The sequence below is a fragment of the Streptomyces griseoluteus genome (assembly GCF_004784465.1).
Classification (GTDB): domain Bacteria; phylum Actinomycetota; class Actinomycetes; order Streptomycetales; family Streptomycetaceae; genus Streptomyces; species Streptomyces griseoluteus.
Genome location: NZ_SRRU01000007.1, coordinates 281575 through 300223, shown reverse-complemented (window position 1 = coordinate 300223; position 18649 = coordinate 281575). Strand labels below are relative to the sequence as shown.

Here is an 18649-nt window from a genome sequence, read left to right as displayed (position 1 = left end):
GTCCTCAGTCCTTCTTTCGCTTGCCCCGCCGTGCGGCCGGGACCGTCCGGCCCACGATCACCGTACGGCGCGGCGTCTTCGCGGGCTTGGCCTCGTCGCGGCCGCCGAGCGCGCGGCGGACGCCGTAGCCGAAGGCGGCGACCTTGACCAGGGGGCCGCCGAAGGTGGAGGCGACGGTGGAGGAGAGCGCGGAGGCGTTCGACGTCACCTCCTGCACGTCGGAGGCGATGGCGTCGACGCGCTCGATCTGGGTCTGCGCCGAGCGCACCGCCGTGGACGCGTCCGCCAGCAGCGGGACGGCCTGGTCGGTCACGTCCGCCACGAGCTTGGTGGTCGCCTTGAGCGTCTGGGCCAGCCTCGCCAGCGCTACGGCGAGGAAGGAGACCAGGATCGCCCAGAAGACGGCCACCAGAATCCCGGCAACCTCTCCACCGGACACTGTGCGCACCAGCTCCCTGAAACGTGCTTGAGCATCGATAAAGTCGTGCACCGAGCCTATCGCGCCACCGGCGGGGCTCCGTACCGGATTACCGGGCTCCGACGGGGGATGCCGGGAACGCGCGAGCCCGCCGTCCCGTCCGCCGGAGGGCGGGGGGACGACGGGCCGTGGTGCTGCGCCGGGGCTGGGATCAGCGGGCGTAGTACTCGACGACGAGCTGCTCGTCGCAGATCACCGGGATCTCCTTGCGGTTCGGCTCACGGTCCAGGCGGAACGCCAGGGCCTTGAGGTTCACCTGGAGGTAGCGCGGGGTCTCACCGTCGGCGGCGAAGCCACCCTCGCGCGCGACCTGGAAGAGGGTCTTGTCCTTGGAGCGGTCGCGGACCTGCACGACGTCGTCCGGACGGACACGGAAGGACGGCTTGTCGACCTTCTGGCCGTTGACCTGGATGTGGCCGTGGACGACCATCTGGCGGGCCTGGTAGATCGTGCGGGCGATGCCCGAACGCAGGACCAGCGCGTCGAGGCGGCGCTCGAGCTCGATGATCAGGGCCTCACCGGTCTTGCCCTGAACCTTGGAGGCACGCTCGTAGGCGCGGACGAGCTGACGCTCGGACACGTCGTACTGCGCGCGCAGACGCTGCTTCTCGAGCAGACGGACCTTGTAGTCCGAGTTCTGCTTGCGGCCGCGGCCGTGCTCGCCCGGCGGGTAGGGGCGGGCCTCGAAGTACTTGACGGCCTTCGGGGTCAGCGCGATGCCGAGAGCACGCGACTTCTTGACCTTGGGGCGGGACTGGTTCGCCATGGAACCGACACCTCGTGTTTCTTATGCGAATACGGCTTCACCAGGGTTAGGGGAGGTCGCATCCGCAGCCGGGGAGACCCTGCCTGTCCTTGCCGGACGGGCCGGGCAGCCGTTCCCCGAACTGGGCACATACGTGCAGCACGCGAGTGGCCCACCGACCGGTCCCGGCGCTCGGCCGGAGGGTGGTGGGCTGCCCGCGACACCTTCGACGGTGCGCGACGCTCCTGGAGAACCCCGCCCTGGGGCCGGACTCTCCGGCTGGATGTCCCGCTCTGGTGAGCCGTTCCCCCTTGTCGGGGGCCCGGACACGGGACTCAGCACTTCGAGGCAGTCTACAGGGCGCTCAGGACCGCTTTCGACCCAGGTGCTTCCTGGTCCATTCGACCGCGTCCGCGTACCGCGCCTCGGCGCCGTGCCGGGTCGGGTTGTAGTACTCGCGGTCCTTGAGGGCGTCCGGGGCGTACTGCTGGGCGGCGATGCCGTCGGCCTGGTTGTGCGGGTAGACGTACCCCTTGGCGTGGCCCAGCTTCTTGGCGCCCTGGTAGTGCCCGTCCCGCAGGTGGGGCGGGACCGGGCCCGCGAAGCCCTTGCGCACGTCGGCCAGGGCCTCGCCGATCGCGGTGGTCGCGGAATTGGACTTGGGGGCCAGCGCGAGCGCGATGGTGGCGTGGCTGAGGGTGAGCGCGGCCTCGGGGAAGCCGATCATCGCGACGGCCTGCGCGGCCGCGACGGCTATCGGCAGCGCGCCCGGGTCGGCGACGCCGATGTCCTCGCTGGCGGAGATCATCAGGCGCCGGGCGATGAAGCGGGGGTCCTCGCCAGCCTCGATCATGCGGGCCAGGTAGTGCAGGGCGGCGTCCACGTCGGAGCCCCGGATGGACTTGATCAGGGCGCTGGCCACGTCGTAGTGCTGGTCGCCGTCGCGGTCGTACTTCACCGCCGCGCGGTCGACGGTCTCCTCCAGCGTGGTCAGGGTGATGTCGTCGTCGCCCTTGTCGAGGGAGGCGCCGGCGGCGGCCTCCAGCACGGTGAGGGCGCGGCGGGCGTCGCCGCCGGCCACCCGCAGGATGTGCTCCTCGGACTCCTCGGGGAGGGTGAGCGTCCCGCCGAGGCCCCGCTCGTCGGCGAGGGCGCGGCGCACCAGGTCGCGTACGTCGTCGTCGGTGAGCGGTTCGAGGGTGAGGAGCAGAGAGCGGGAGAGCAGCGGGGAGATGACCGAGAAGTACGGGTTCTCGGTGGTGGCCGCGATCAGGGTGACCCAGCGGTTCTCCACGGCCGGGAGCAGGGAGTCCTGCTGGGCCTTGCTGAAGCGGTGGATCTCGTCGAGGAAGAGAACGGTCTCCTTGCCGAAGCCGCCGGCGGCGCGGCGGGCGCCGTCGATGACCGCGCGGACCTCCTTGACGCCGGCGCTGATCGCGCTCAGCTCCACGAAGCGCTGGTCGGTGGCGCGGGAGACGACATGGGCGAGGGTGGTCTTGCCGGTGCCGGGCGGGCCCCAGAGGATCACCGAGGAGGGTCCGGCCGGACCCCGGCCGCCCTCGCCGACCAGTCTGCGCAGCGGTGAGCCGGGCTTGAGCAGATGGCGCTGGCCCACCACCTCGTCGAGGGTGCGCGGACGCATGCGCGCCGCCAGGGGACTGCCCGCGGGCTCCTTCTCCTGGCGTTCTTCGGCTGCGGCGGTGAACAGGTCGGCTTCCACACCGAAAACCCTAAATCACGCCACTGACAACGACCCCGGCCGCCGGCCGGGACCGGTCGGTCAGCTCGTCCAGAAGCTCCACCAGCGGGTCAGGATCAGCATGCCGATGATCCCGATGTGCAGCCCGGGCAGGACCCAGGTGAACTCGCCGAAGAACGAGCGCAGCGGGCGCGGGGCGGGCAGGAAGCCCTGGCGCACGTTGAAGGAGGTGACGTACCAGAACATGATGATCGTGGCGACCCAGGCCAGCGAGCACCACAGGCACAGGGCGTTGATCCGGTACAGGGACTGGAACTGGAGCCAGGTGCAGAAACCGACCCCGAACAGCGTGCCGGCGTTGAAGGTCAGCCAGTACCAGCGGGGGAAGCGGGCACGGGCGAGCAGGCTCACCCCGACGCAGATCACGATGCCGTAGGCGACCAGGCCCAGCATGGGGTTGGGGAAGCCGAAGGCGGCGGCCTGCTTGCTCTCCATGACGCTGCCGCAGGAGACCACCGGGTTGAGGCTGCAGCCGGGGACGAAGGTCTTGCCCTCGACCTTGGCCTCGAGCAGCTTGAACTTGTCGAGTGTGATGACCCAGGCGGCGAGCAGTCCGGCCGCGCCGGTGATCACCAGCATCAGGGCGAAGGCGCGGCTGCCGCCCTCGACGCGGGCCGTGCCGCGAGAACGCTCGGGCCCGGACTGGGTGGAGACGTCGTTGACTGTCGTCTTGCTCATCACGCCGATTCCGTCACTCGCTAGATCGGACCTGCTTCGGGCATCGGTCATTGTGCCGCACAGGCGCCCCCGCGCACCGTTCGCTGTGCATAAGTTCGAGGCGGGCGGGGCACGCTTTCTCTATTTTCGGCCGGTTCGGGCCGGACGGCAGCACAGGCGATCGAACGGTGACGGGCCGGACGGCGATCCGTCCGGCCCGTCGACCCCTCACTGCTCTCAGCGACTCAGCGGCTCAGAGCCGGGACTCCAGCTCCGCGACGACCTCGTTCAGGCCGACCGCCGTCTGCTCGCCGGACTCCATGTCCTTGACCTGGACCTGGCCCTCGGCGAGGTCGCGCTCGCCCAGCACCAGCGCGTAGCGGGCGCCGGAGCGGTTGGCGGCCTTCATCGCGGCCTTCAGGCCCTTGCCGCCGTAGGAGAAGTCGGCCGCGACGCCGACCTTGCGCAACTCGGTGACCTTGGCGAACAGCACCCGCCGGGCCTCCTCGCCGAGCGGGACGGCGAAGACACTGGTGGTGGACGGCAGGTCCAGCTCCACGCCCTCGGCCTCCAGGGCGAGGACGGTGCGGTCCACGCCGAGCGCCCAGCCGACCGAGGGCAGCGCGGGGCCGCCGATCATCTCGGAGAGGCCGTCGTACCGGCCGCCGCCGCCGACGGCGGACTGGGAGCCGAGACCGTCGTGGACGAACTCGAAGGTGGTGCGGGTGTAGTAGTCCAGGCCCCGGACCAGCTTGGGGTCGTCCTCGAAGGCGACGCCGGCGGCGGTGATCAGCTCGCGGACCTCCTCGTGGTACGCCTTGCAGGCGTCGCACAGGTAGTCACGCAGCAGGGGGGCGCCGGTGAGCTGCTTCTGCACCGACTCGCGCTTGTCGTCCAGGACGCGCAGCGGGTTGATCTCGGCGCGGCGCAGGGTGTCCTCGTCGAGGTCGAGTCCGCGCAGGAAGTCCTGGAGCGCGGCCCGGTACACCGGACGGCACTCGGCGTCGCCCAGGCTGTTGAGCAGGATGCGGAACTGGCGCAGGCCCAGCGAGCGGTACGCCTGGTCGGCCAGAATGATCAGCTCGGCGTCCAGCGCGGGGTCCTCGGCACCGATCGCCTCGGCGCCGACCTGGGAGAAGTGGCGGTAACGACCCTTCTGCGGGCGCTCGTAGCGGTAGTAGGAGCCGGAGTACCAGAGCTTGACCGGGAGGTTGCCCGCCTTGTGCAGGTTGGCCTCCAGAGCGGCGCGGAGCACGGAGGCGGTGCCTTCGGGACGCAGGGCGAGGCGGTCGCCGCCCTTGGTCTCGAAGGCGTACATCTCCTTGGTGACGATGTCGGTGGACTCGCCGACACCGCGCGCGAACAGCTCGACGTTCTCGAAACCCGGCGTCTCGATGTAGCCGTACCCGGAGTTGCGCAGGGGGGCGGCGATGGCCTCCCGGACGGCGAGGTACTGCGCGGACTGCGGCGGGATCAGGTCGTACGTGCCCTTGGGGGCCTTGAAGGTGCTCACGGAAGCTCTCTCGTCACATTCCTCGTCGGGGAGCCGGGTCGGTTCCCTGGCCGACGGCCACCTGCCGCAGATAGGGGTTGGTGGCGCGTTCCTGGCCGATGGTGGTCTGGGGGCCGTGGCCGGACAGGACCACGGTGGAGTCGTCGAGCGGCAGGCAGACGCGTGCCAGCGACCCGAGCATGTCCTCCATCGATCCGCCCGGCAGGTCGGTGCGTCCCACGGAGCCGGCGAACAGCAGATCCCCGGAGAAGAAGACCGACGGCACGTCGGCGCTCTCGGGCATCCGGAAGGTCACCGACCCCTTGGTATGGCCCGGCGCGTGGGCGACGGAGAACTCCATCCCGGCCAGGTCCAGTTTCGCCCCGTCGGTCAGCTCCCGGACGTCGTCCGGCTCCCCCACGGTGAGTTCGCCCATGAGCGGCATCCCGATGGACCGGCCGAGCGCCTTCTCCGGGTCGCTCAGCATGTAGCGGTCGTCGGGATGAATCCACGCGGGCACGTCGTGCGCGCCGCACACGGGGACGACGGAGGCGACGTGGTCGATGTGGCCGTGGGTGAGGACGACGGCGGTCGGCTTGAGGCGATGCTTCTTCAGCGCTTCCTCGACGCCGGGGGCGGCCTGATGGCCGGGGTCGATGATCACGCACTCCTCACCGGCGGCGGGGGCGACGAGATAACAGTTCGTCCCCCAGGCCCCGGCGGGGAACCCGGCAATGAGCACGATCGTCCTTCGTTGTGTCGGTACGGGAGGGCTCGCGCGCGGGCGGACCCGCGTGCTGAAGCCCCCTAGAGCCTACCGGCGCTGCCGTTTCCTCAGCGAACCCATATACGGTACGGGGCTACACGCGCCTGTCGGATCACAGGACGCACACGTACCGGTCGGCATACGACACGCATGAGGGAGAAACCCGGTGGTCAGCCAGGAGCAGCGACGGCGTCAGCTCGCACGGGAGAAGTTCTTGCGGCAGCAGCAGCGGCGCACGGACGCGCGACGCAAGGCGCGCATGCGCAACTCGGTGATCGCGTCGGTGCTCGGCGTGATCGTGATCGGCAGTGTGGCGCTCTACACGACGGGCGTGATGAAGGACGACGGCGACAAGAAGGTGGACGCCGCCGGCTCCTCGCCGAGCGCGTCCGCGAGCCCCAGCAAGGCCCCGGACCCCTGCGAGAAGCCGGCCAAGGGCTCGGTGAAGAAGCAGTCCTGGAAGAAGGAGCCGGCGATGTCGATCGACACGTCGGCCGGCTACACGATGAAGCTGGCCACCACCTGCGGCGACATCGGCCTGGCCCTGAAGGCCTCGGCGGCCCCGCACACGGTGAACTCCTTCTCCTACCTCGCGGACAAGGGCTTCTTCGACCACACCAAGTGCCACCGGCTGACCACGAACGGGATCTACGTCCTGCAGTGCGGTGACCCGACGGGTACCGGCACCGGCGGACCGGGCTACACGATCCCGGACGAGAACCTGAAGGACAAGAGCCTCAAGAAGAACACCTACCCGGCGGGCACGGTGGCGATGGCCAACACCGGGCAGCCGCACACCGGCGGCAGCCAGTTCTTCCTGGTGTACAAGGACAGCCCGCTGCCGCCGTCGTACACCCCCTTCGGCACGATCGACAAGGCCGGGCTGAAGGTGCTGGACAAGATCGCCAAGGCGGGCGAGAACACCGGCCAGGGCGACGGCGCCCCGAACGCCACGGTCGTGATCGACAAGGCGACGGTCACGAAGTCCTGACTCCGCCGGGGCGTTCCGGTCCGCCCCCGCGGGCCGGTCGCCTGCGGAATTGGGTGCCTCCGGATGCGGACAGGCCCCCTGCCGGTCGCCTATGTTGGCGATGACGAAACTGTGGACGATGCCAGGGGGCCGGGAGGCTCCCCGCAGGCATCATGTGGAGGAGGCGCTGTGAGCAGCGACCCGTGGGGCCGCGTCGACGAGACGGGGACCGTGTACGTGCGTACGGCCGACGGCGAGCAGGTCGTCGGATCGTGGGCGGCCGGCTCCCCCGAGGAGGCGCTGGCCTACTTCGAGCGCAAGTACGAGGGCCTGGTGGTCGAGATCGGCCTCCTCGAAAAGCGCGTGCAGACCACCGATCTGTCCGCGAAGGACGCCCAGGCCGCGATCGGCCACATCCGCGAGCAGGTGGACGCGCACCACGCGGTGGGCGACCTGGACGCGCTGCGGGCCCGGCTGGACAAGCTCGTCGAGAAGGTCGAGTCGCGCCGCGAGGAGCGCAAGGCGCAGCGGGCCAAGCAGTCCGACGAGGCCCGCAAGGCCAAGGAGGACCTGGTCGCGGAGGCGGAGCAGCTCGCGGCGTCCGACCAGTGGCGGGTGGCCGGTGAGCGGCTGCGGGCCCTGGTGGACACGTGGAAGGGTCTGCCCCGGCTCGACCGCAAGTCCGACGACGAGCTGTGGCACCGCTTCTCGCACGCCCGGTCGGCTTTCTCCAAGCGCCGCAAGGCGCACTTCGCCCAGCTCGACTCGCAGCGCGAGGACGCCCGGCGCCTGAAGGAGCGGCTGGTCGCGGAGGCGGAGGCGCTGTCGGGCTCGACGGACTGGGGTGCCACGGCGGCCCGGTACCGCGAGCTGATGGCGGACTGGAAGGCCGCGGGCCGCGCCCAGCGCGAGCACGAGGACGATTTGTGGAACCGCTTCCGGGGCGCGCAGGACGTGTTCTTCGCCGCGCGCAGCTCGGTGTTCGCCGAGCGGGACGCGGAGCAGGGCGAGAACCTGAAGCTCAAGGAGGCGCTGGCCGAGGAGGCCGAGCAGATCCTCCCGGTGCGGGACCTGAAGGCCGCGCGTGCCGCGTTCCGTTCGGTCAACGAGCGGTGGGAGGCCATCGGGCACGTGCCGCGCGACGCGCGGGGCAAGGTCGAGGGCCGGATGCACGCGGTGGAGCGGGCGATCCAGGAGGCCGAGGAGGCCGAGTGGCGCCGGACCAACCCGGAGGCGCGTGCGCGTGCCGCGGGTCTGACCGGTCAGCTCCAGGCCGCCGTGGACAAGCTCCGCGGCCAGGTCGAGCAGGCCCGTGCCCAGGGCAACACCTCCCGCGCCGACAAGCTGGAGCGTGAGCTGGAGGGCCGCCAGGCACTGCTGGACCAGGCGCTGAAGGGTCTTGAGGAGTTCGGGGGCTGAGACACTCCCCCACCGCATACGCCGAGGGGCTCCGTACACACCGTACGGAGCCCCTCGGCGTATGCGTCGCTAGCCGCGGTTGCGGGCGGAGGTCACGCGGTAGACGTCGTAGACGCCCTCCACGCCCCGGACCGCCTTCAGGACGTGGCCCAGGTGCTTGGGGTCGCCCATCTCGAAGGTGAAGCGGGAGGTGGCGACCCGGTCGCGGGAGGTCTGCACGGCCGCGGACAGGATGTTGACGTGCTGGTCGGACAGGACGCGGGTGACGTCCGAGAGCAGCCGGGAGCGGTCCAGCGCCTCGACCTGGATGGCGACCAGGAAGACCGAGGACTGGGTGGGCGCCCACTCCACGTCGAGGATGCGCTCGGGCTCGCGGGAGAGCGAGTCCACGTTGACGCAGTCGCTGCGGTGCACCGAGACCCCACTGCCCCGGGTGACGAACCCGATGATCGGGTCGCCCGGTACCGGGGTGCAGCAGCGGGCCAGCTTCACCCACACGTCGTCGACGCCCTTGACCACGACACCGGGGTCGGCGCTGGAGCGGCGCTTGCGGCTGCGCCGGGTCGGCGGGACCGGCTCCTCGATCTCCTCGGTGGCCGCCTCCTCGCCGCCGAGCGCGTGGACGAGCTTCTGCACGATGTTCTGCGCGGAGACATGACCCTCGCCTATCGCCGCGTACAGCGCGGAGATGTCGGAGTACCGCATCTCGTGCGCCAGGGTGACCAGGGAGTCGCCGGTCAGGATGCGCTGGATCGGCAGGTTCTGCTTGCGCATCGCGCGGACGATCGCGTCCTTGCCCTGCTCGATCGCCTCGTCCCGGCGCTCCTTGGAGAACCAGGCGCGGATCTTGTTGCGGGCGCGGGGCGACTTGACGAAGCCCAGCCAGTCGCGGGAGGGCCCGGCGCCGGGCGCCTTGGAGGTGAAGACCTCCACCAGGTCGCCGTTGTCCAGGGTGGACTCCAGCGGGACGAGGCGACCGTTGACGCGTGCCCCTATGGTCCGGTGGCCGACCTCGGTGTGCACCGCGTAGGCGAAGTCGACCGGGGTGGCCCCGGCCGGGAGCGCTATCACGTCGCCCTTGGGCGTGAAGACGAAGACCTCGTTGCGGGACAGGTCGAAGCGCAGGGACTCCAGGAACTCGCCGGGGTCCTCGGTCTCCTTCTGCCAGTCCAGCAGCTGGCGCAGCCACGCCATGTCGTTGAGGTGGTCGTCCTTGCCCTTGCCGGACGACTTCGGCGCGTCGGTGCGCACCTTGGAGGCGCCGGCGACGGCCTCCTGCTTGTACTTCCAGTGCGCCGCGATGCCGTACTCGGCGCGGCGGTGCATGTCGAAGGTGCGGATCTGCAGTTCGACCGGCTTGCCGTTGGGGCCGATGACCGTCGTGTGCAGCGACTGGTACATGTTGAACTTCGGCATCGCGATGTAGTCCTTGAACCGGCCGGGGACCGGGTTCCATCGCGCGTGGATGGTGCCGAGCGCCGCGTAGCAGTCCCGGACGGTCTCCACCAGGACGCGGATGCCGACCAGGTCGTAGATCTCCGCGAAGTCCCGGCCGCGGACGATCATCTTCTGGTAGACGCTGTAGTAGTGCTTGGGCCGGCCGGTGACGGTCGCCTTGATGCGGGCGGCGCGCAGGTCGGCCTGGACCTCGTCGGTGACTATGGCCAGGTACTCGTCGCGCTTGGGGGCGCGCTCGGCCACCAGCCGCACGATCTCGTCGTACATCTTGGGGTAGAGGATGGCGAAGGCCAGGTCCTCCAGCTCCCACTTGATGGTGTTCATGCCCAGCCGGTGGGCGAGCGGCGCGTAGATCTCCAGGGTCTCGCGCGCCTTCTTCTCCTGCTTCTCGCGCTTGAGGTAGCGCATGGTGCGCATGTTGTGCAGGCGGTCGGCGAGCTTGATGACCAGGACGCGGGGGTCCTTGGCCATGGCGACGACCATCTTGCGCACGGTCTCGGCCTGCGCGGCCTCGCCGAACTTGACCTTGTCCAGCTTGGTGACGCCGTCCACCAGCAGGGCGACCACGTCACCGAAGTCCCGGCGCAGGTCGTCCAGGCCGTACTCGGTGTCCTCGACGGTGTCGTGCAGCAGGCCGGCCATCAGGGTCGCCGGGTCCATGCCCAGCTCGGCCAGGATGGTGGTGACGGCGAGCGGGTGGGTGATGTACGGGTCGCCGCTCTTGCGCTTCTGGCCGCGGTGCCAGCGCTCGGCCACCTGGTAGGCGCGCTCGATCTGGCGGAGCGTCGCGTTCTCGATCTTGGGGTCGTTGCTGCGCACTATCCGCAGCAGCGGCTCCAGCACAGGGTTGTACGGGTTCGCGCGCTGCACGCCCAGACGGGCCAGGCGGGCGCGGACCCGGTTGGAGGAGCCGGAGCGGGGCGCGGTCTGACCGGCCGCGGGGCGCACGGGGGCGGGCTTGGGGCGCGCGGTGTCGGCGGTCTTCTCCACCGGCGCCGACTGGGCGTGCTCGACCGAGCCGCGCCGGTCGTTCTTCGCGTCGGACGCGTTCGGCGCGGGCTTCACCGCGGGCGCCGAGGCGGACTCCGGCTTGGCGGCGGTCAGTGGCTGGGCCTCGTCTGGCAAGAGGACTCCTAGTGCGCGATCCGGGTCCCCCGGTCAGGCTCCGGAAACCCCATGGTAGCGATCCCGCGCCCCGCCATCGCCTTCAGGCGGTGGGGAGAACGGCCCACCAGTGGAACACGTGGGACGGATGGTGGATTCCGGCGGCCGGATCCCGGAGGCCGTGAAACGCGGAGCGGCCGCGAGCGCGGGCCGGGACGGCCCGGTGCGCTCGCGGCCGCTCAGGGTCCGCTCGGTCCGGTTCAGACCTGGAGCAGCGCCTCCAGGGGCGCGCCGTTCAGGGCGGACTCCAGGCGGGCCCGGCCCTGGAGGAAGCCCAGTTCCATGAGGACGGCTACGCCCGAGACGCGTGCGCCGGCGCGCTCGATCAGCTTGATCGCGGCCTCGGCGGTGCCGCCGGTGGCGAGCACGTCGTCCACGATGAACACGCGGTCACCGTCGGACAGGTCCTCGGCGTGCACCTCGATCTCGGCGGAGCCGTACTCCAGGTCGTACGCCTGGCGCAGCGTCGCTCCGGGGAGCTTGCCGGCCTTGCGGACGGGGATGAAGCCGAGTCCCGCGCGGACGGCGACCGGCGCGCCCAGGATGAAGCCCCGCGCCTCCAGGCCGACGATCTTGGTGGCCCCGGTGGCCGTGGCGAGTTCGGCCAGCGTGTCGGTGAGGGCCGTGAACGCGGCGGGGTCGGCCAGGAGCGGGGTGATGTCCTTGAACATCACACCCGGCTCCGGGTAGTCGGCCACGTCGCGGATACGGCTGAGCAGCAGCTCCTGGATGGAGGTCATCGGCGCTTTCCAGAGGGTCGGCCGCGGCCCCGGTTGCGGGTCACGGACTGGTCGCGCGGGCCCACCACAGCGGGCGCCGCGCCGTCGGACGGTTCTCCGGTGGCGGACCGGGACTCCCCCTGGGCCTCTCCGGCCGCGGCCTGGGCACGCTTGGCCATGACCCGCTTCCTGAGGGCCTTCATCGCCGGCTCGCGCTCCTTGAGGTCGGCGACGAGCGGCGTGGCGATGAAGATCGAGGAGTACGCGCCGGCCGCGAGGCCGACGAACAGCGACAGGGAGATGTCGTTGAGGGTGCCCGCTCCGAGGAAACCGCCGCCGATGAACAGCAGGCCCGCCACCGGGAGGAGGGCGACCACCGTGGTGTTGATGGAGCGCACCAGGGTGCTGTTGATCGAGTGGTTGGCGATGTCGCTGTAGGTGAAGCGGGTCTGCTTGGTGATGTCCTTGGTCTGCTCCTTGAGGCTGTCGAAGACGACGACCGTGTCGTAGAGCGAGTAACCGAGGATGGTCAGCAGACCGATGACCGTGCCGGGCGTGACCTCGAAGCCGACGAGGGCGTAGATGCCGACGGTGATGGTGATGTCGTGGATCAGCGCGACGAGGGCCGCGACGGCCATGCGCCACTCGAAGGCGATCGCCAGGTAGATCACCACGAGCACCATGAAGATCGCCAGGCCCTGCCACGCCTTGTTGGCGATCTGCTCGCCCCAGCTCGGGCCGACCAGGTCGGCGTTGAGCCGCTCGGGGTCGAGCTTCAGGTCCTTGGCCAGGGTCTGCTTGACCTGGTCGGACTTGGCGGTGTCGAGGCCGGCGATCTGGATGCGCAGGCTGCCGTTGCCGAGCTTCTGCACGACGGCCTCGTGACCGGCTGCGTCGTGGGCGTACTTCTCGACCTGGGCGACCGAGGCGCTCATCTTGGTCGGGGTGGTGAAGACGGCGCCGCCCTGGAAGTCGATGCCCATGTTCAGGCCGCGCACCGCCAGGCCGAGGATGGCCGTGATGGTGATCAGGATGGAGACGCCGTACCAGATCTTGCGCTTGCCGATGAAGTCGTAGCTGACTTCGCCGCGGTGCAGCCGCGCGCCGAGGTTACCGAGTTTCGACATCGCTCACGCCCCCTTGGGGTCGACGGGGCCCGTGGTGGGACCGGAAGGACGGCGGGTGCGGCGCAGCGGGGGCTTGGCGCCCAGGCTCCGCGGGTCGAGGCCGGACCACTTGTGACCGTCGGCGAAGAACCTGCGGCGGGCCAGCAGCGTCATGAGCGGCTTGGTGAAGAAGAAGACCACCACGACGTCGAGGACGGTGGTCAGGCCGAGCGTGAACGCGAAGCCCTGGACCTTGCCGACGGTGACGATGAACAGTACGGCGGCGGCGAGGAACGACACGAAGTCGGAGACCAGGATGGTGCGCCGGGCGCGCGGCCAGGCCCGCTCCACGGCGGGGCGCAGGCTGCGGCCCTCGCGGATCTCGTCCCGGATGCGTTCGAAGTACACGATGAACGAGTCCGCGGTGATACCGATGGCGACGATGGCACCGCAGACGGCGGGCAGGTTCAGCGCGAAGCCGATGGCCGGGCCGAGCAGCGACATGATCACGTAGGTGAGGATCGCGGAGACCAGCAGGGAGGCCATGGCCACCAGCGACAGACCGCGGTAGTAGGCCACCAGGTAGATCACGACCAGCACGAGGCCGATGGCGCCCGCGAGGAGGCCCGCCTTGAGCTGCTCGCCGCCGAGGGCCGCGGTGACCGTGGTGACGGTCTCCTCCTGGAAGGACAGCGGGAGCGCGCCGTAGGACAGCATGTTGGCGAGGCTCTGGGCCTCCTCCTGCGTGAACCGGCCGGAGATCTCGGCCTGGCCGCCGGTGATGGCCTGCTGCACGTACGGGCTGGAGACCACGTCGCCGTCGAGGACGATGCCGAACTCGTTCTGCGGCTGCTGGTTCTTGGCCAGCTCGCCGGTGATGTCGGCGAACTTCTTGGCGCCGGAGGAGGTGAAGTTCATCTGCACCTGCCAGCCGGAGGCGCCCTGGGTGTCGAAGACCGCCTTGGCGTTCTTCACCTCGGTGCCGTCCACGGCGGCGGGGCCGAGCACGTACTTGTACCAGACCTTGTCGATCTCGCCGCAGGCCACGGTGGGCTCACCGGGCTTGCCGGCCTTGCCGACCTTGGCGCGCTCGGCGGGCTTGGTGCAGTCCAGGGCCGCGTACTGGGCCTGGAGCTTCGCGGCGTCCGCGTTGGCGCTGGGCGTCGGCGAGGGCTTCGCCGGGGCGCCGGAGGACTTGGCGCTCGCGGAGCCGGCGGGCGACGGGGTGGCGTCGGCCTTCAGCGCGTCGCTGACGGCGCGGCCCTGCGAGGTGGCCGTGGCGTTCGGCGAGGGGGCACCGGAGGGCGAGGTCGCCTTCTGGTCGCCGGAGGGGCTGGCGGCCGGGCTCGGGGAGCCGCTGGCGCCGGAGGAGGTGCTCGGCGACGGCTTGGGGGCCGCGCCGCCGCTGGGCTCGCTGGCCAGGACCGGGCGGAAGTACAGCTTGGCGGTGGTGCCGACCTGCTGCTGGGCCTCCTTGGAGTTGGTGCCCTTGGGGATGTTGACGATGATGTGATCGTCGCCCTGGGTCTGCACCTCGGCCTCGGAGACACCAAGGCCGTTGACACGGCGGTTCATGATGTCGACCGCGGTGTCCATGTTGGCCTTGTTGATCGCCGACCCCTGGTCGGCCTTCGCCTTGAGCGTGATGCTCGTACCGCCGGCAAGGTCGATGCCGAGACGCGGGGTGGTGTGACCGGCGAGGAACATGCCCCCGGTCATCGCCACGATGGCGATCAGGATGAGGACCAGCGAGCGCCCTGGCTTGCTCTGGGCACTCGCGCCCCGGCCCTTCTTAGGTGCTGCCACCTTCTCGTACTCCCTCTCGGGCCGCCCGGTGCGCCGTGGGCGCCGGTGGCCATGACATGGTGTCGGGATTCCGTGCGGGAAACAGAGGCGTCCGGGGCGTGCCGCGCGCCCCGTGAGAGGCGCCGGGACGCCCCGGGGACGTGACTACTTCGCGTCGGTGTCGCCGTCGGTCTTCTTCGGCGCCTCGGCCGGCTCGGCCGTCTCCGGCTTGTTCACGACGGTGTCGTCCTTGGCGGCGGGCTCGACGGTCTCGGCCTTGTCGGCGAGCGTCTTGTCCTCGGCCACGGCGGTCTCCTCGGCGGCGTCCTTCTTGCCGAAGTCGACGGCCTTGTGCTCGGCGTCGGCGGCGGTGAGGGAGGAGGCGTCGTCCGGGACGATCTCGGCGTCCGGCTTAAGGTCGTGCTCGATGCCGTGGATGATGCGGTTGTACTCGTCGTCGGAGAGGACGGCGCCGATCGCGTTCTTGGCGAAGATCAGCTCGACGCCCGGCCCGGCGTCGAGGAGGACGGTGTCCTCCGTGACCTCCTTGACCGTCGCGTACATTCCCCCGATCGTGCGGACGCCCGAACCGGGCTGCATCTCGTTCCGCATGTTGGCGGCCTGCTGCTGCTTCTTCTTGGCCGAGCGCGTCATCAGGAACATGACCGCGATGAGCACGATGAAGGGGAGAAGGGTATAGACATTCACGGGACGGAATTTCCTTCGCGCGACCGCGCGGGGAGCGGCCTGTTGGAGGGGGCTGGTCGGCGTCGCCCACAAGGGCGGCATCGGCGGAGTCTAAGCGAGTCCGCGCGCATGGAACAACGCTCAGCATGGCACCTGGGTTCCTCCTGGGGCCAGTGCGCCGCTCTCACGCCCCGAACAAGTCTTGTTGTCCGTTTCCCGTGGCCGGCCGCTGCGGTGGGGTGAGCCCCAGGTGGTTCCAGGCGGCCGGGGTGGCCACGCGCCCGCGCGGGGTGCGCGCGAGCAGGCCCTCGCGCACCAGGAACGGTTCGGCGACCTCCTCCACCGTCTCCCGCTCCTCCCCCACCGCGACGGCCAGCGTGGAAAGGCCCACCGGGCCGCCGCCGAACAGTTTCAGCAGCGCCTCCAGCACGCCCCGGTCGAGCCGGTCGAGGCCGCGCTCGTCCACCTCGTAGACGGCGAGGGCGGCGGCCGCGATGTCCTCGGTGATCAGGCCGTCCGCCTTGACCTGGGCGTAGTCCCGCACCCGGCGCAGCAGGCGGTTGGCGATCCGGGGCGTGCCGCGCGAGCGGCCGGCGATCTCGGCGGCGCCGGACGGGTCGATCTCGACGTCCAGCAGGGCGGCCGAGCGGTGCACGACCCGCTGGAGTTCGCGCGGCTCGTAGAACTCCATGTGCGCGGTGAAACCGAAGCGGTCGCGCAGCGGGGGCGGCAGCAGACCCGCGCGCGTGGTGGCGCCGACCAGGGTGAACGGGGGCAGCTCCAGCGGGATGGCGGTGGCGCCGGGGCCCTTGCCGACGATGACGTCGACCCGGAAGTCCTCCATCGCCATGTACAGCATCTCCTCGGCGGGCCGGGACATGCGGTGGATCTCGTCCAGGAAGAGGACCTCACCCTCCTGGAGGGAGGAAAGGATCGCGGCGAGGTCGCCGGCGTGCTGGATGGCGGGGCCGGAGGTGATGCGGATGGGGGCGCCCATCTCGGCCGCGATGATCATCGACAGGGTGGTCTTGCCGAGGCCGGGGGCGCCGGAGAGCAGCACGTGGTCGGCGGTGGCGCCGCGCGCGCGGGCGGCGCGCAGCACGAGGTCGAGCTGTTCGCGCACCTTCTCCTGGCCGATGAACTCGCCGAGGTCCTTGGGGCGCAGGGCGGCCTCGACGGCCTGGTCCTCCCGGTCGGCGGCGGTGTCCACCAGCCGTTCCGCGGCGGCGCCGTCCGTCGTGTCGTCCCAGTTCACTTCAGGTGCTCCTAGCGGGATGCGCGCGGGTCAGCGGGCGCGGTTCAGGGTCTGGAGGGCGGCCTTGAGCAGCTGGCCGACCTGGGGGGCGCCGCCCGCCGCCTCGGCCTGCGGGGTCACGGCGGTGACGGCCTCGTCGGCCTCGCGGGTGGCGTAGCCCAGGCCGATGAGGGCCGCGTGCAACTGGTCGCGCCAGCCCTGACTCACCGGGGCGCCGACGGCGGGGGCGCCGGTGGGGGCGCCGAGGCGGTCCTTCAGCTCCAGCAGCAGTTTCTGCGCGCCCTTCTTGCCGATGCCGGGCACGGCGGTGAGGGCCTTCTCGTCGGCGGTGGCGACGGCACGGCGCAGCGCGTCCGGGCGGTGGGTGGCGAGCATGGCCTGGGCGAGGCGGGGGCCGACGCCGCTGGCGGTCTGGAGCAGCTCGAAGACCTGGCGCTCGTCGTCGTCGGCGAAGCCGTACAGGGTGAGCGAGTCCTCCCGGACGACGAGCGAGGTGTGCAGCCGGGCCTCCTGACCGACGCGGAGCTTCGCCAGGGTGTCGGGCGTGCACTGGACGGCCATGCCGACCCCGCCGACCGCGACGACCGCCGAGTCGGGGGCGAGGGCGGCGACGGTGCCGCTGACGAAGGCGATCATGCCGTTCGGCCTTTCGTTGCGTGGGCGGTGCGCGGTGCTGTTCTCTGGACCGTTTTCTGGGCCGTGTGGCGGTCGACCGCTTGCTGGAGCCGGTTCTGGGCGGGGGCGCGCCAGATGTGGCAGATGGCGAGCGCGAGGGCGTCGGCGGCATCGGCGGGCTTGGGGGGCGCGCTGAGCCGGAGCAGCCGGGTGACCATGGCGCCGACCTGGGCCTTGTCGGCGCGGCCGGTGCCGGTGACGGCGGCCTTGACCTCGCTGGGGGTGTGCAGGGCGACCGGGATGCCGCGCCGGGCGGCGCACAGCATGGCGACGGCGCTGGCCTGGGCGGTGCCCATGACGGTGCTGACGTTGTGCTGGCTGAAGACCCGCTCCACGGCGACGAACTCCGGCTGGTGCTCGTCCAGCCACTGTTCGAGGCCCTGCTCGACGGCGAGCAGCCGGTGGCTCAGCTCGGCGTCGGGGGGCGTACGGACGACACCGACGCCGACCATGGTGAGCGGCCGTCCCGCGACCCCCTCGACCACGCCCACCCCGCACCGCGTCAGTCCGGGGTCCACCCCGAGTACCCGCACGCCGCCCCCAACCCTTCTTTGCGGCTGAACCGCCGCCGCTCTCGCGGAGGTGGCTGAGCACCGTCGTGGTCCCTCAATCGATGGTCGCGGCCCGTGGACGGTGATCTTCTGAACACCGCCAGGCTAGCCCCTGCCACCGACAACGACGACGGGCCGGCGGGATGTGTCCCCCCGGCCCGTGCCCACCGCTCAAGCCCGCGGCGGCGCTACGCGTCGACCTTCTCCATGACGTCGTCGCTCACGTCGAAGTTGGCGAAGACGTTCTGGACGTCGTCGCTGTCCTCCAGGGCGTCGATCAGCTTGAAGATCTTCCGGGCGCCGTCCTCGTCCAGCTCGACCTGCATGGTCGGGACGAAGCTGGAGTCGGCGGAGTCGTAGTCGATGCCGGCCTCCTGGAGGGCGGTGCGGACCGCGACCAGGTCGGTGGCCTCGCTGAGCACCTCGAAGGACTCACCGAGGTCGTTGACCTCCTCGGCACCGGCGTCCAGGACGGCGCCGAGCACGTCGTCCTCGGTCAGCTCGCCCTTGGGGACGATGATGACGCCCTTGCGGTTGAACAGGTACGACACCGAGCCGGGGTCGGCCATGTTGCCGCCATTGCGGGTCATGGCGACACGGACGTCGGAGGCGGCACGGTTGCGGTTGTCGGTGAGGCACTCGATGAGCACCGCGACACCGTTGGGGCCGTAACCCTCGTACATGATCGTCTCGTAGTCGGCGCCGCCGGCCTCGAGGCCGCCGCCGCGCTTGACCGCGGAGTCGATGTTCTTGTTGGGGACCGACTGCTTCTTCGCCTTCTGGATGGCGTCGTAGAGCGTAGGGTTGCCCTCGATGTCGACGCCGCCCATGCGGGCCGCGACCTCGATGTTCTTGATGAGCTTCGCGAAGAGCTTGCCGCGCTTGGCGTCGATCACGGCCTTCTTGTGCTTCGTCGTAGCCCATTTAGAGTGGCCGGACATCTGCCTGTCTCCTTCGCGTAAC

General features: G+C 70.6%; 17 protein-coding genes. 2 read left to right on the top strand and 15 right to left on the bottom strand.

Features of this window, described 5'->3' with window-relative positions; translation table 11 throughout:
* Positions 1 to 4: 4 nt before the first annotated feature.
* The 6 genes from E5082_RS20875 to E5082_RS20850 form a co-directional block, all read right to left on the bottom strand.
* A complete protein-coding gene (locus E5082_RS20875; RefSeq protein WP_031180163.1) occupies positions 5 to 448 on the bottom strand; it encodes a DUF948 domain-containing protein in 444 nt (147 codons plus the stop codon).
* Between the two features lie 181 nt (positions 449 to 629).
* A complete protein-coding gene (gene rpsD / locus E5082_RS20870; RefSeq protein WP_135788065.1) occupies positions 630 to 1244 on the bottom strand; it encodes a 30S ribosomal protein S4 in 615 nt (204 codons plus the stop codon).
* A gap of 343 nt (positions 1245 to 1587) precedes the next feature.
* Positions 1588 to 2943: a replication-associated recombination protein A gene (locus E5082_RS20865; protein WP_135792753.1), complete on the bottom strand. Its 1356-nt coding sequence runs from the start codon at positions 2941 to 2943 to the stop codon at positions 1588 to 1590.
* A gap of 60 nt (positions 2944 to 3003) precedes the next feature.
* Complete coding sequence (locus E5082_RS20860; protein ID WP_135792752.1) at positions 3004 to 3660, bottom strand: vitamin K epoxide reductase family protein; 657 nt, start codon at positions 3658 to 3660, stop codon at positions 3004 to 3006.
* A gap of 232 nt (positions 3661 to 3892) precedes the next feature.
* Positions 3893 to 5152 (bottom strand): histidine--tRNA ligase, encoded by a 1260-nt coding sequence (gene hisS, locus E5082_RS20855; protein ID WP_135792751.1) that lies wholly within the window; start codon positions 5150 to 5152, stop codon positions 3893 to 3895.
* A gap of 13 nt (positions 5153 to 5165) precedes the next feature.
* Complete coding sequence (locus tag E5082_RS20850; RefSeq protein WP_135792750.1) at positions 5166 to 5873, bottom strand: MBL fold metallo-hydrolase; 708 nt, start codon at positions 5871 to 5873, stop codon at positions 5166 to 5168.
* 190 nt (positions 5874 to 6063) lie between these two features.
* Between E5082_RS20850 and E5082_RS20845 the strand changes: the two genes are divergently transcribed.
* Positions 6064 to 6888: a peptidylprolyl isomerase gene (locus E5082_RS20845; protein WP_135792749.1), complete on the top strand. Its 825-nt coding sequence runs from the start codon at positions 6064 to 6066 to the stop codon at positions 6886 to 6888.
* A 168-nt stretch (positions 6889 to 7056) separates the two neighbouring features.
* Positions 7057 to 8286 (top strand): DUF349 domain-containing protein, encoded by a 1230-nt coding sequence (locus E5082_RS20840; RefSeq protein WP_135792748.1) that lies wholly within the window; start codon positions 7057 to 7059, stop codon positions 8284 to 8286.
* 69 nt (positions 8287 to 8355) lie between these two features.
* Here the strand turns inward: E5082_RS20840 and E5082_RS20835 are convergent, their stop codons facing one another.
* From E5082_RS20835 to E5082_RS20790, 9 genes are all read right to left on the bottom strand, one after another.
* Positions 8356 to 10869 carry a RelA/SpoT family protein gene (locus E5082_RS20835; RefSeq protein WP_135792747.1) on the bottom strand — a complete coding sequence of 838 codons (2514 nt, stop codon included), beginning with the start codon at positions 10867 to 10869 and terminating at the stop codon, positions 8356 to 8358.
* A gap of 239 nt (positions 10870 to 11108) precedes the next feature.
* A complete protein-coding gene (locus E5082_RS20825; RefSeq protein ID WP_086693881.1) occupies positions 11109 to 11648 on the bottom strand; it encodes an adenine phosphoribosyltransferase in 540 nt (179 codons plus the stop codon).
* On the bottom strand, positions 11645 to 12754 hold the full coding sequence (secF, locus tag E5082_RS20820) for a protein translocase subunit SecF (RefSeq protein WP_135792746.1): 1110 nt from the start codon (positions 12752 to 12754) through the stop codon (positions 11645 to 11647). The genes E5082_RS20825 and secF overlap by 4 nt, the downstream gene beginning before the upstream one ends.
* Before the next feature lie 3 nt (positions 12755 to 12757).
* A complete protein-coding gene (gene secD / locus E5082_RS20815; protein WP_190045347.1) occupies positions 12758 to 14539 on the bottom strand; it encodes a protein translocase subunit SecD in 1782 nt (593 codons plus the stop codon).
* Between the two features lie 144 nt (positions 14540 to 14683).
* Complete coding sequence (yajC, locus tag E5082_RS20810) at positions 14684 to 15226, bottom strand: preprotein translocase subunit YajC (RefSeq protein WP_135792744.1); 543 nt, start codon at positions 15224 to 15226, stop codon at positions 14684 to 14686.
* Between the two features lie 163 nt (positions 15227 to 15389).
* Positions 15390 to 16460, bottom strand: coding sequence for a Holliday junction branch migration DNA helicase RuvB (gene ruvB / locus E5082_RS20805; protein WP_135792743.1), 1071 nt, complete (start codon positions 16458 to 16460; stop codon positions 15390 to 15392).
* A gap of 30 nt (positions 16461 to 16490) precedes the next feature.
* Positions 16491 to 17096: a Holliday junction branch migration protein RuvA gene (ruvA, locus tag E5082_RS20800; RefSeq protein WP_135792742.1), complete on the bottom strand. Its 606-nt coding sequence runs from the start codon at positions 17094 to 17096 to the stop codon at positions 16491 to 16493.
* On the bottom strand, positions 17093 to 17668 hold the full coding sequence (gene ruvC, locus E5082_RS20795; RefSeq protein ID WP_135792741.1) for a crossover junction endodeoxyribonuclease RuvC: 576 nt from the start codon (positions 17666 to 17668) through the stop codon (positions 17093 to 17095). The genes ruvA and ruvC overlap by 4 nt, the downstream gene beginning before the upstream one ends.
* A 206-nt stretch (positions 17669 to 17874) precedes the next feature.
* Positions 17875 to 18627: a YebC/PmpR family DNA-binding transcriptional regulator gene (locus tag E5082_RS20790; protein ID WP_086693874.1), complete on the bottom strand. Its 753-nt coding sequence runs from the start codon at positions 18625 to 18627 to the stop codon at positions 17875 to 17877.
* Between the last annotated feature and the right edge of the window lie 22 nt (positions 18628 to 18649).

Coding starts and splice junctions, on each gene's coding strand:
- rpsD (WP_135788065.1), bottom strand. CDS start 1,244: ATGGCGAACCAGTCCCGCCCCAAGGTCAAGAAGTCGCGTGCTCTCGGC.
- ruvA (WP_135792742.1), bottom strand. CDS start 17,096: ATGATCGCCTTCGTCAGCGGCACCGTCGCCGCCCTCGCCCCCGACTCG.
- secF (WP_135792746.1), bottom strand. CDS start 12,754: ATGTCGAAACTCGGTAACCTCGGCGCGCGGCTGCACCGCGGCGAAGTC.
- E5082_RS20860 (WP_135792752.1), bottom strand. CDS start 3,660: ATGAGCAAGACGACAGTCAACGACGTCTCCACCCAGTCCGGGCCCGAG.
- E5082_RS20825 (WP_086693881.1), bottom strand. CDS start 11,648: ATGACCTCCATCCAGGAGCTGCTGCTCAGCCGTATCCGCGACGTGGCC.
- E5082_RS20790 (WP_086693874.1), bottom strand. CDS start 18,627: ATGTCCGGCCACTCTAAATGGGCTACGACGAAGCACAAGAAGGCCGTG.